The sequence below is a fragment of the Streptomyces sp. NPDC101118 genome, from assembly GCF_044759445.1.
GTDB lineage: Bacteria > Actinomycetota > Actinomycetes > Streptomycetales > Streptomycetaceae > Streptomyces.
This window is the reverse complement of record NZ_JBIVZG010000020.1, coordinates 53,606-64,980: the sequence shown is the minus strand read 5'-3', so window position 1 is coordinate 64,980 and position 11,375 is coordinate 53,606. Positions and strand designations below refer to the sequence as shown.

Annotated in this window: 9 protein-coding genes; 5 read left to right on the top strand and 4 right to left on the bottom strand. The window is 74.5% G+C overall.

Annotated features, from left to right (window positions below; translation table 11 throughout):
* Positions 1-87: 87 nt before the first annotated feature.
* Positions 88-741: a response regulator gene (locus tag ACIQUQ_RS27460; RefSeq protein WP_403981108.1), complete on the bottom strand. Its 654-nt coding sequence runs from the start codon at positions 739-741 to the stop codon at positions 88-90.
* 116 nt (positions 742-857) lie between these two features.
* Entirely contained in the window at positions 858-1,778 is a 921-nt protein-coding gene (locus tag ACIQUQ_RS27455) for a sensor histidine kinase (protein ID WP_403980900.1), read from the bottom strand.
* Between the two features lie 134 nt (positions 1,779-1,912).
* Between ACIQUQ_RS27455 and ACIQUQ_RS27450 the strand changes: the two genes are divergently transcribed.
* The 4 genes from ACIQUQ_RS27450 (at position 1,913) to ACIQUQ_RS27435 (ending at position 6,544) form a co-directional block, all read left to right on the top strand.
* Positions 1,913-2,674 (top strand): ABC transporter ATP-binding protein, encoded by a 762-nt coding sequence (locus ACIQUQ_RS27450; RefSeq protein WP_403980898.1) that lies wholly within the window; start codon positions 1,913-1,915, stop codon positions 2,672-2,674.
* Complete coding sequence (locus ACIQUQ_RS27445; RefSeq protein ID WP_403980897.1) at positions 2,671-4,974, top strand: ABC transporter permease; 2,304 nt, start codon at positions 2,671-2,673, stop codon at positions 4,972-4,974. The genes ACIQUQ_RS27450 and ACIQUQ_RS27445 overlap by 4 nt, the downstream gene beginning before the upstream one ends.
* A 151-nt stretch (positions 4,975-5,125) precedes the next feature.
* Positions 5,126-6,343 (top strand): cytochrome P450, encoded by a 1,218-nt coding sequence (locus ACIQUQ_RS27440; protein ID WP_403980896.1) that lies wholly within the window; start codon positions 5,126-5,128, stop codon positions 6,341-6,343.
* Positions 6,344-6,349: 6 nt separating this feature from the next.
* The gene (locus ACIQUQ_RS27435; RefSeq protein ID WP_399955429.1) at positions 6,350-6,544 is read left to right on the top strand and encodes a ferredoxin; all 195 of its coding nucleotides are present in this window, start codon (positions 6,350-6,352) and stop codon (positions 6,542-6,544) included.
* An 83-nt stretch (positions 6,545-6,627) separates the two neighbouring features.
* On the opposite strand, the gene ACIQUQ_RS27430 is transcribed toward ACIQUQ_RS27435, so the two are convergent.
* Both ACIQUQ_RS27430 and ACIQUQ_RS27425 read right to left on the bottom strand, forming a co-directional pair.
* Positions 6,628-9,918 (bottom strand): TIM-barrel domain-containing protein, encoded by a 3,291-nt coding sequence (locus ACIQUQ_RS27430; protein ID WP_403980892.1) that lies wholly within the window; start codon positions 9,916-9,918, stop codon positions 6,628-6,630.
* Positions 9,919-10,133: 215 nt separating this feature from the next.
* Positions 10,134-10,652 carry a MarR family winged helix-turn-helix transcriptional regulator gene (locus tag ACIQUQ_RS27425; protein ID WP_403980889.1) on the bottom strand — a complete coding sequence of 173 codons (519 nt, stop codon included), beginning with the start codon at positions 10,650-10,652 and terminating at the stop codon, positions 10,134-10,136.
* An 89-nt stretch (positions 10,653-10,741) separates the two neighbouring features.
* Between ACIQUQ_RS27425 and ACIQUQ_RS27420 the strand changes: the two genes are divergently transcribed.
* Positions 10,742-11,338, top strand: coding sequence for a cupin domain-containing protein (locus tag ACIQUQ_RS27420; RefSeq protein WP_403980887.1), 597 nt, complete (start codon positions 10,742-10,744; stop codon positions 11,336-11,338).
* Positions 11,339-11,375: the final 37 nt, after the last annotated feature.

Below are 11,375 nucleotides of genomic sequence, written 5' to 3'. Positions count from 1 at the left end.
GTGGGTGTACCCCTTCCTCGCCTTTGTCGTTCCCCGTGGGCGTTCCCCGTGGCAGTTCCCATGGCCGTTCCCCGTGACCGCTCCGCGTCAGGCGTCGTCGCCCGGGGCCACCAGTCCCGTCTCGTACGCGACGACGACCGCCTGCGCCCGGTCCCGCAGCGCCAGCTTGGCGAAGATGCGGGCCACGTGGGTCTTCACCGTGGCCTCGCTCAGGGTCAGCCGGGCGGCCAGTTCCGCGTTGGACAGGCCCCGGCCGACGAGGGTGAGGACCTCCCTCTCGCGCGGGGTGAGGGCGGCCAGCTCGCGGTGGACGGCGGGGGCCGGGGCGGGCGCCGGTGCGGGCGCGGCGAAGCGCTCCACCAGGCGGCGGGTGATCGAGGGGGCGAGCAGGGCGTCGCCGGTGCCGACGAGCCGCACTGCGGCGGCGAGGTGCTCGGAGGTGACGTCCTTGAGCAGGAAGCCGCTCGCCCCGGCCGACAGGGCGGCGTAGACGTACTGGTCGAGGTCGAAGGTGGTCAGCATGACGACCCGGCAGCCGGGCGTCGTGGCGAGGATCCGCCGGGCGGCCTCCAGGCCGTCCATGACCGGCATCCGGATGTCCAGCAGCACCACGTCGGGCCGCAGGCGGGCCACCAGGTCCACCGCCTCTGCACCGTCCGCGGCCTCGCCGACCACATCGATGCCGCGGGAGGTCAGGATCAGCCGGAAGCCGGTGCGGACCAGCTCCTGGTCGTCGGCGATGACGACGCGCGGGGCGGGCTCGGCCGCGGGTACGGGGGCGGGCCCGGGTTCGGCCCCGGATACGGAGTCGGGTGCGGGGCCGGGTACGGGTGCGGGCCCGGGTGCGGCCGGCGTCGTCACGGGCGGTCCAGGGGGATGCGGGCGCGGACCCGGTAGCCGCCGCCGAGGCGGCGCCGGGCGTCGAGGTCGCCGCCGTACACGGCCACCCGCTCGCGCAGGCCCAGCAGGCCGCGGCCGGCGCCGTCGGCCGTCCTGGGGCGCGGGGGGCGGTGCGGAGTGCCCGGGGCGGCTTCCGTACCGGTTCCGGACTCCGTAGTCGGTCCCGTACCCGTACCGGCCTCCGCACCCGCACCGCGCCCGGCCGTGGCCGGGTTCAGCACGCTCGGGCCCGTGTTCAGGACCTCCACCCGCAGCGAGCGGTCCGCGTAACGCACCGTCACCTCCGCCTTCCCCCCGTCCCCGTGCTTGAGCGCGTTGGTCAGCGCCTCCTGGATGATGCGGTACGCCGTCACGTCGACGCCGCCCGGCAGCGGCCGGGGCTCCCCCGAGATCCTGACCTCCACCGGCAGTCCGGCGAAGGAGATCCGGTCGACCAGCACGCCCAGCCCGGCCAGGCCCGGCTGCGGCGCGAGGTCGTCCCCGTAGGGGCGGTCCTTGCCGTCCTGGGCCGGCGCCAACAGGCCCAGGAGGTGCCGGAGTTCGGTCATCGCGCTGCGGCCCGCCGCCTCGACGGCGCCCATCGCGGCGGCCGCCTCGTCCGGCAGGGCGGTCAGCACCTCGCGGGCGGCGCCGGCCTGGACCACCATCAGGCTGACGTTGTGGCTGACGACGTCGTGCAGTTCGGCGGCGATCCGGGCCCGCTCGGCGTCGACGGCCGCCCTGGCCGCGCCCTCCCGCTCGCGTTCGAGCAGCCAGCCCCGCTCCCCCAGCGCCTCCCGGTACCGGCGCCGGGCCCGTACGAGCGCCAGCGCGAGGACCAGGGCCACGCCGCACACCGCCGCCAGCGCCACGAGCGCCCCGGCCGGCCAGTTCCCCATCCGCTCCCCCTCCCGGCCCGCGTCAAGATCGTCATCCCTCCGGTGCAGCACCGTACATCCCCGGGATGACGGCGGCCGCCGGGTACACCGACGGACCGACGCGGCGCCCGCGGCCCCACTCGTAGGTTCGGGGCATGACAATCGATCAAGACAGGTCGCCCGGCGTCGTCGTCCGGCTGGACGGCGTGCACAAGGAGTACGGCGACGCGAAGGCACTCGACGGGCTGGACCTGGAGATCAGGGCCGGGGAGGCCGTCGCCGTGATGGGCCCCTCGGGCTGCGGCAAATCCACCCTGCTGAACATGGTGGCGGGCCTCGACCGCCCGACGGCGGGGCGCGTGGAGGTGCGCGGGCAGGACCTCGGGGCGCTCGGCGAGACCGGCCTCGCGCTGTACCGCCGTCACCACATCGGGATGGTCTTCCAGTTCTTCAACCTCATCGACGACCTGCCGGCCCTGGACAACGTGGCGCTGGCGGCCCAGCTGACCGGCACCCCCGCCCGGCAGGCCCGCCGCAGGGCGCTGGAGCTGCTCGACGAGCTGGGCGTCGCCGACCGGCGCGACAGCTACCCGGCCGCGCTCAGCGGCGGTGAGCGGCAACGGGTGGCGGTGGCACGCGCGCTGATGAACCGTCCGGCCCTGCTGCTGGCCGACGAGCCGACGGGCGCCCTCGACAGCCGGTCGGGCGAGCAGGTGATGGACCTGCTGATCGACCTGAACCAGATCGGGCAGACGCTGCTGATCGTCACCCACGACCCGAAGCTGGCGACCCGCTGCGCGAGCCGGCTGGTGGAGATGGCGGACGGCCGGGTGGCTCGGCAGAGCACCCTGGACGGACCGGAGGCACCGGACGCCTCCGCCGCGGGCCCGGCCCGGCTCCGGGGAGCGGGCGCGTGAGCGCCGTGTGGCGGGCCGCGCGGGCGGCCGTGGGCCGGCGCCGGATCCAGACGGTGGTGATCGCGCTGGTCGTGCTGTGCGCCACGACCACCGTGCTGCTGGCCCTGGCGCTGGTCGGGGCGGCGTCGGCACCCTTCGAGAAGGCGTTCGCCGAACAGCGCGGGGCGCACGCGGTGGTCGCCTTCGACGCCGCCAGGGCCCCGGCGGACCGGCTGGCGGCGACCGCCCGCCGGCCGGGCGTCGAAGCGGCGGCGGGACCCTTCGGGCAGGCCACCGTGGACCTGCCGGAACCGTGGATGTACCTGGCGTCGGGCGCGCTGACGGTGGTGGGCCGGGCGGACCCGGGCGGTCCGGTGGACCGGGTGCGCGTGCTGACCGGCCGGTGGGTCCGGGGGCCCGGGGAGATCGTCGTCAACTGGGGTGTCGCCGGCACCCCGGACCGGTCGCTGCTGGGCAGCCGGCTGACCGTGCCGGGGGTTCCGCCGCTGCGGGTGGTGGGCTTCGCGACCAGCATGAGCCGGTCGGCCGGGGCGTGGGTGACCCCGGGTCAGCTGGCCGCGCTGCGCCCGGACTCGGCGCAGATGCTGTACCGGTTCGAGGACGCGGGGTCGCGTGCGGCGGTGGACCGTTCGCTGGCCGCGGCGACGCGCGGGCTGCCGGCGGATGCCGTCACGGCGCGGCAGTCGTACCAGGCCCTCGCCGAGGCCTTCTCCTCCCTGGCGGACGCGTACCTGCCCTTCGTCTCGCTCTTCGGCGTGCTGGGCCTGCTGGTCTCGGTGCTGATCGTGGGCAACGTGGTCAGCGGCGCGGTGGTCTCGGGGCACCGGCACATCGGGGTGCTGAAGGCGGTGGGGTTCACGCCGAACCAGGTGGTCGCCGTCTACCTGCTGATGGTGGCGGTGCCGGCGGCGCTCGGCTGCCTGCTCGGCACCCTGGCCGGCGGGGCGCTCGCCCGGCCCTTCGTACGGATCGCCTTCTCCGGGATCGACACCGGCCTGGCCCCGATGGACGTGGGCCCCTGGCCCGCGGTCGCCTGTCTGGCCGGGATGCCGCTGCTGGTGCTGGCCGCCGCGCTCGTCCCGGCGCTGCGCGCACACCGGCTGCCCGCGGCGCGGGCGATCACGGCGGGCAGCGCGCCGGCCACCGGGCGCGGGCTGCGCGTGCAGCGGTTCCTCGGCGGTACACGGCTCCCGCGCGCGGTGAGCCTGGGGCTGGGGCTGCCCTTCGCCCGGCCCGGCCGGTCCCTGCTGACGCTGGCCGCGATCACGCTGGGCGTGACGACGGTGACCGTGACCACGGGCCTGACCGGCACGATGCTGGCGTTCGCGAACCTGGGCGGGGGCGCGGGCGGGCCCGGCGTGCACGTCGACGCGGACCCCTCGGCCTCCGGGCGTCCGGCGCAGGTGCTCGGCGACCGCGAGACGGAGGCGCGGCTCCGGGCGCTCGGGGCGGAGCAGGTGCTGGCGCGGGCGTTCACCCAGGTGCGCCTGGCGGGGCAGCCCGGGACGTACTTCGCCGACTTCTACCGCGGGGACACCGGGGTGCTGGCCGACGCGGTCGTCGAGGGACGCTGGCCGGCGCGGGCCGGTGAGGTCGCGGCGGGCCCGGCCTTCCTCACGCAGCGGGGGCTGTCGGTCGGGGACCGGACCGCGCTCCAGGTGCGCGGGCGGACGGTGCCGGTCACCGTGGTCGGCCGGGTCATCGAGGGCAACGCGAAGTCCCTGGCCGCGGACTGGCGGACGCTGGAGGCGCTGGCGCCGGGGACCCGGGCGACCGAGTACCGGGCGCGGCTGGCGCCGGGGGCGGACGCGGCGGCCTACGCGAGGGCCGTCCGTGCGGCCGACCCCGGGCTGGCGGCGGAGCCGTCGGGCGCCGGGAACACGGCGACGGCGACGGTGGTCGGCTTCTCCTCGGTGTTCTCGGTGCTGCTGGGCGCGGTGGCGGCGCTCGGGGTGTTCAACACGGTGCTGCTGACCACGCGGGAGCGGCGCCGGGACCTCGGGATGCTGAAGTCCGTCGGCATGACCCCGCGTCAGGTGGTGCTGATGACGGTCACCTCGGTGGCGGGGCCGGGGCTGGTGGGCGGGGTCCTGGGGATCCCGCTGGGGATGGCGGCGCACCGGCTGCTGGTGGACAACGTGGGGATCGTGGACTTCCCCGGGTGGATGAAGGACGTCTGGCACGCGCCGCAGCTGGCGGGCCTGGTGTGCGCGGGCGTGGGGATCGCGGTGCTGGGGGCGCTGGTGCCGGCCCGGTCGGCGGCCCGGCTGTCCATCGCCTCGGTGCTGCACAACGAGTAGCCGTACGCCTTCCGGGGGAACTGTGTGGTTTGGCCGAATATGGCGTGGGCCGGATAGGTGCCTGAGGCATGTAATGGGCGGGGCCGGGCCGTGGGGCTGATCCTCCGCGAACCGGCCAGGCCAGACGGACCCGTGTTTGTGAGGTTGCGCGATGACGACCGAGACGACCACCGAGACGACCGAGACCGTTGCCTTCCCCCAGGACCGCACCTGCCCCTTCCACCCGCCCGCCGGATACCGGCCGTTGACCGAAGGACCGCCGCTGTCGCGGGTGAGCCTGTACGACGGGCGCTCGGTGTGGGTGGTCACCGGGCACGCCGAGGCCCGCGCCCTGCTGTCGGACGGACGGCTGTCCTCCGACCGGCAGAACGCGGCCTTCCCCGTCCCCTCGGCGCGCTTCGCGGGCGTGGCGCGCACGCAGCGGGCGGCCCTGCTGGGCATGGACGACCCGGAGCACCAGGCCCAGCGGCGGATGCTGATCCCCAGCTTCACCCTGAAGCGCACCGCGGAGCTCCGGCCGCGGATCCAGGAGACCGTGGACCGGCTGATCGACGCGATGACGGCGGGCGGCGCACGCGAGGCGGAGCTGGTGGGGGCGTTCGCGCTGCCGGTGCCGTCGATGGTGATCTGTGCGCTGCTCGGAGTGCCGTACGAGGACCACGAGTTCTTCGAGGCCCAGTCGCGGCGGCTGCTGCGCGGGCCCGGTCCCGCGGACGTCGAGGACGCGCGGGACCGGATCAACGCGTACCTGCGGGAGCTGATCGGACGCAAGCGCGTGACGCCCGGCGAGGGGCTGCTGGACGAGCTGATCGCGGAGCGGCTGGAGACCGGGCGGACGGACGTGGAGGAGCTGGTCTCCATCGCGGCGATCCTGCTGATCGCCGGGCACGAGACCACCGCCAACATGATCTCCCTGGGTACGTACACGCTGCTGCGGCACCCGGAGCAGCTGGCCGAACTGCGGTCCGATCCCTCGCTGTTGTCGGGGGCGGTGGAGGAGCTGATGCGGTTCCTGTCCATCGCGGACGGGATGCTGCGGGTGGCGACGGAGCCGGTCGGGATCGGCGGGGTGGTGATCCGGCCGGACGACGGGGTGGTCTTCGCCACGTCGGTGATCAACCGCGACGCGGCCGTGTACCCGGACCCCGATGTCCTGGACTGGCACCGGCCGGCCCGCCACCATGTGGCCTTCGGCTTCGGCATCCACCAGTGCCTGGGCCAGAACCTGGCCAGGGCCGAGATGGAGATCGCGCTCGGCACGCTCTTCGCCCGGCTGCCGGGGCTGCGGCCGGCGGTGGCGCCCGAGGAGATCGCCTTCAAGCCCGGCGACACGATCCAGGGGATGCTCGAACTCCCCGTGACCTGGTGAGGTCCCATGCACATTTCGATCGACTCGGGGCGGTGCATCGGCGCAGGCCAGTGCGCGCTGACGGCGCCCGGGGTGTTCACGCAGGACGACGAGGGGGTCAGCGCCCTGCTGCCGGGCCGTGAGGACGGTGCCGGGAGTCCCCTGGTCCGGGAGGCCGCCCGCGCCTGCCCGGTGGGGGCCATCGCCGTACGGGAGGCCTGACCGGCCGGCGGGAAGACGGCGCCGCGCCGTCCCGGGTGGGGTCCGGGGCGGCGCGGCGGGTGGGGGGTACGGGGTCCCGCGGGTCAGGAGCCGCTGGACCACCGCTGGGCGGCGCTGTTGTCACAGACCGAGCGGGTGAGTTTGCTGCCGTTGGCCGAGCCGGAGGCGGCCAGGCACTGGCCGGCGTTGCGGATGCTGCCCTGCGGGCCGAGCCCCCAGCTCTGGCCGGCGCTGCCGTCGCAGGTCTGGATGGTGATCCGGGCGGCGGCGGCCCCGTCGAGGCAGACGCCGTTCAGACCGGTGAGCCGGCCGTCCTGGTGCAGGGTCCAGCGCTGGTTCTGGCCGCCGTGGCAGCCGTACAGGGTGGGTTCCGTGCCGGGGGTGGTCGCGCTGTACGGCAGGTCGACGCAGGTGCCGGAGGCGGCGTTGACCAGGGTGGCGTCGACCGGGAGGGGGACGGCGCGGCCGGTGGCGGTGATCTCGGCGGCGCTGGTCCAGGGGCCGCGGCCGCCGGCCTCGGTGAGGGCCCTGAGCCTGAGGTACCGGCCCGTCTTGGCCGCCAGGGGTACGTTCTTCAGGGCCGCGGTGTCGGCGAAGGTGCCGGTGGCCACGGGGGTGCCCCAGGCGGAGGTCGTGTCGGAGACGTAGACCTCGTACTGGCCGATCCGGCCGTTCACCCCGCCGTCCTGCCGGGGCAGGTAGCCGAGGCCGTCGACGGCGTAGCGGGCGCCCAGGTCGATCTGGATCTCGTGCGGCAGGGCGGCGGCCTTGCCGGAGGACCAGGCGGTGTGCCAGAGGGTGCCGGCGTTCCCGTCGATGGCGTTGGCGGCCGCGCCGTTCTCGGCGGCGGTCTCCTGGCTGTCGGCGTGGGCCACGGACCAGCCGGAGTTCGGGATCGGCTGCGAGCCGGGGACCGCGTCCGCGGCGGGGATCCGGGTGCCGGTGGCGGTGACCGTGAAGGCGCCGGCCTTGCCGCCGGTCTTCACCCACAGGATCCCGGAGCGGTCGGCGGGGTCGAAGTACCAGCCGGTGGCCGCGGCATCGTAGGCGCTCTTCGAGGTCAGCGCCGGGAGCGCGGACCCGTCTGCGGTGACGGCCGAGGGGGCGGCCGCGACGTGCAGGCTCAGCTCGTAGCCGCGGGAGGCGGGCTTGCCGGCGTACGAGCCGTTGGCGGCACCGACCGCGACGGTGACGTCTCCGGTGCCGGCGGCGGGCGCGGTGACGTCCACCTTCTGGCGGGCGTACGCGCCGGTGAGGTGGGCGCGGGTCAGGCCGTCGTCCTCGTAGAGGGTGAAGGTGGAGGCGCCGCGGGGGTGGATGTCGTAGGTGAGGGTGGAGACGGGCTTCTCACCGGCGTGGTTCATCTTCGGCCACATCGGGACGATGGCGCCGCCCTTGACGAAGAGCGGGAGCCGGTCGAGCGGCGCGCTGTAGCCGTTGAGCCAGCCGGGGCCGGCGTACGTCCTGCCGGTCCAGTAGTCGGTCCAGGCGCCCGCCGGGAGGTAGATGCCGTCGCGGGTGGTGGTGTCGGAGACCACGGGCGCGACGAGGAAGGAGTCGCCGGCCAGGAACTGGCCGCTGGTCAGGTTCCCGCGGGCGACCGGGTCGTCGGGGTACTCCAGGACCATGGCGCGGGTGCTGGGGACGCCGGTCTCGTGGGCGGTGCGGCTCATCGTGTAGAGGTACGGCGTCAGCCGCATCTTCAGCTGGAGGTACGTACGGTTGATGGACAGGTAGGGCTCGGCGAACCGCCAGGGCTGCTTGTCCTGGTAGCCGGCGGACGGGTTGACGGCACCCCAGCCGGACATGGTCATGAAGGCGGGGGTGAAGGCCTTCCACTGGAGGTCGCGGACGTACGTCTTGGGGCTGCCGCCGAAGATGCCGTCGACGTCGCCGGCCGCGTAGTTGAGCGCGGAGAGGCCGGCGCCGGTGATGGCGGGGACGTGCCAGCGCATGTCGTCCCAGGTGCCGTACGTGTCGCCGGTCCAGACGACGGCGTTGCGCTGGGTGCCGGCCCAGCCGTCGACGGTCCAGACGAAGCGGCGGGCGTCGGAGTTCTTCTCGATGCCGTCCACGGCCTGCTTCACGCCGTCGAAGGCGTACTTGTAGCCGCTGCCGATCCACGCGACGTCGGTCTTGACGCCCCGGGTGCCGGCGGTGCCGACCTCGTCGGCGATGCCGGAGAGTCCGGTGGAGGTCCACAGGCCGGTCTGGAAGCCCTTGGCCTTGAGGGCGTCGACGGTGGACTTGAGCGGCTGGGTGTAGCCGCAGCCGTAGCCGTCGTTGGGCAGGAACCAGCCGGACGGCATGTCCGCGGCGCGGGCGTCGGCGGCGTAGCCGACCACGTCGGGGGTGGTCTGGTGGCGGAGCCGGTTGTGGTCGCCCTGGTAGTCGGGGTTGGAGGCGTTGAAGCAGTCGGCGTTGCCGAGTTCGAAGCCCCAGACCGGCGCCATGAAGGGCTTGCCGCTGACGTCGGTGTAGGCGTCGAGGACGCCCTTGAGGGAGTCGCCGGTGAAGTACCAGGCGTCGAACCGGGTCTCGTCGTGGGTGAAGGCACCGGGCGCGGTGAAGGCGTACGAGCCGGGTGCCCAGGTGTTGCGCATCACGCCGTAGCCGTTGGTGGACATGTAGAAGGGCGCGGGGCTGGCGTTGTTGTTCTCGCGCCAGCGGTTGTCGACGGCCACCGGGACGGTCTTGCCGCGCAGCGCCCATTCACCCAGGCGCAGGCCGGTTCCGTAGAACTGCTCGTCCGGGCCCTGGGCGAGGTACTGGGTGGTCTTGCCGCCGGACCAGGTGGTGGCCTGGGTCTCCTGCCAGACGGGGGTGGTGTTGTCGGCGCGGTAGACGGAGAAGCGGAGCGGCGACTTGTTGACGCGGATGGTGAGGGACGGGGTGTTGATGCGGTAGTAGCCGCCGGCGTCCGCGGAGCTGGTGACCACGGAACCGAAGTCGGTGGTGACCGCGAGGTCGGTGCCCGCGGGGTCGTTGGTGAAGGCGCCGTCGGGCGAGAGCCAGATGCGGAAGATGTCGGCGCGGGCGACGACCACGCGGGCCTTGGCGGCACTGGAGGTGGTCACGGTGAAGGTGTTGCCGGACTGGGTGATGCCGGTGGCGTTTCCCGCCGAGGCGGCGGCCGCCGGGGCCGCGGGGCCCACGGTGACCAGGGCCGTCGCGGCGAGGGCCGCGGCGAGCGCGGTGCCGAGGACGCGGCGCAGGCGGCCGGGGCGGGGGGTGGACGGGGTCCTGGTGGCGGACGGGGTCCTGGTGGCGGACGGGGTCCTGGTGGAGCGGGTCCGGAGGGTGAAGCGGGTGCGCGGGGTGGGGGTGCCGGGGCGCGGACGGCCCCTTCGTGCCAGGCGTTGACCGAGTCCCATGGGGGCAGCTCCTCATGCGGTCCGGGGCCGGGGGAAGGCGCGGCGCGGCGGTCGTGGGCACGGCGGAGCGAGCCCTTCCGCACCACGGCTGTGCGATTGGCATGCGCCTGGCAACATAGCGCGCGAGGGCCGCACTGTGTAAGAAGTTGTTCGAAGCGCCTTTGAAACGCGCAACTTCAAGCACGCCGAGCGGGCCCGAAGCCACTGGTGGCAGCTCAGGACTCGACGGCGGACCCTTCCTCCACTCCGGCCAGCAGCTTGCGCAGCAGGAGGTCGAGCACCACACGCTCCTCGCCGGCCAGGGGCGCCAGCAGCGCGCCCTCGTTGGCGGAGTGGGCCGCGACGACGGCCTCCGTCAGCTCCCGCCCGGCCTCGGTCAGGGCCACCCTGACGCTCCGGCGGTCCTCGGGGTCGATGCGGCGCCGGACCAGACCGGCCGATTCCAGCCGGTCGATGCGGCTGGTGATGCCGGCCCGGGTCATCAGCAGGGCGTCGGCGAGGGCGGACGGGATCAGCTCGTACGGGGCACCGGACCGGCGCAGGGTCGCCAGCACGTCGAACTCGCCCCTGCGCAGGCCGTGCGCGGCGAAGGTCGCCTCGACCCGCCGTTCCGCGAGCAGCACGAAGCGGCCGAGCCGGGCCGCGATCCCCATGGCCTCCAGGTCGAGCCCGAGCCCCGGGCATTCGCGCTCCCACTGGCCGACCATCGTGTCGACCTGGTCCTTTTGCGTCATGTGAGCCAGTCTATTCGGAAGCTGATAGTTAGATGACTTACTATCAGAGGACGAATCACCCTGGATCCGAAGAGGGAAAGGGGACGGCGATGACGCTGCCCGGACCTGATGCCGTAGTCGTACGCGACGCCGAGGCGGAGGTGGTGCGGATGCTCGGCGGGCAGGGCCGCCTGCTGGCCGACGCGGACGCCACCGAGGGCGCGCTGAGCACCATGCGGGTGACCCTGGAACGAGGTGCCGACGGAGCGACCCCGCACTACCACGGGGGCTCCTCCGAGCTGTTCTTCGTCATCTCGGGGCGGGCCCAGGTGCTGACGGGCGAGCGGGTGGTGACGGCCGGCCCGGGCGACCTGGTGGTGGTGCCGCCCCACCTGCCGCACGCGTTCGCCGCGGCACCCGGCTCACCGGTGGACCTGCTGATCGTCATCGCGCCGGGCGTGGAGCGCTTCGAGTACTTCCGGCTGCTGGAGCGGGTGGGCCGCGGCGAGGCGTCGGTCGAGGACGTACTGGCCGCGCAGGACCGCTTCGACAACCACTTCCTCGACTCCACCGCCTGGCAGGCCGCCCGCGCGGCGGCCCGGAAGGAGGCCGGGTGCGAGGTGCGGGACGGGTCCGGGAAGGCGGCCCCGGGCGACGCCGGGGCCGCGGCCGGGGACGCCCCGGCCCGGGACACCCCGGCCGGCTGAACCGGCACCGGGCGCGCGGGGCGTCGTACGCGGGCCA

Bases quoted from the DNA above. Each gene is read 5' to 3' on its own strand.
- ACIQUQ_RS27420 (WP_403980887.1), top strand. From the start codon at position 10,742: ATGACGCTGCCCGGACCTGATGCCGTAGTCGTACGCGACGCCGAGGCG.
- ACIQUQ_RS27435 (WP_399955429.1), top strand. From the start codon at position 6,350: ATGCACATTTCGATCGACTCGGGGCGGTGCATCGGCGCAGGCCAGTGC.
- ACIQUQ_RS27450 (WP_403980898.1), top strand. From the start codon at position 1,913: ATGACAATCGATCAAGACAGGTCGCCCGGCGTCGTCGTCCGGCTGGAC.
- ACIQUQ_RS27455 (WP_403980900.1), bottom strand. From the start codon at position 1,778: ATGGGGAACTGGCCGGCCGGGGCGCTCGTGGCGCTGGCGGCGGTGTGC.
- ACIQUQ_RS27425 (WP_403980889.1), bottom strand. From the start codon at position 10,652: ATGACGCAAAAGGACCAGGTCGACACGATGGTCGGCCAGTGGGAGCGC.
- ACIQUQ_RS27440 (WP_403980896.1), top strand. From the start codon at position 5,126: ATGACGACCGAGACGACCACCGAGACGACCGAGACCGTTGCCTTCCCC.
- ACIQUQ_RS27430 (WP_403980892.1), bottom strand. From the start codon at position 9,918: ATGGGACTCGGTCAACGCCTGGCACGAAGGGGCCGTCCGCGCCCCGGC.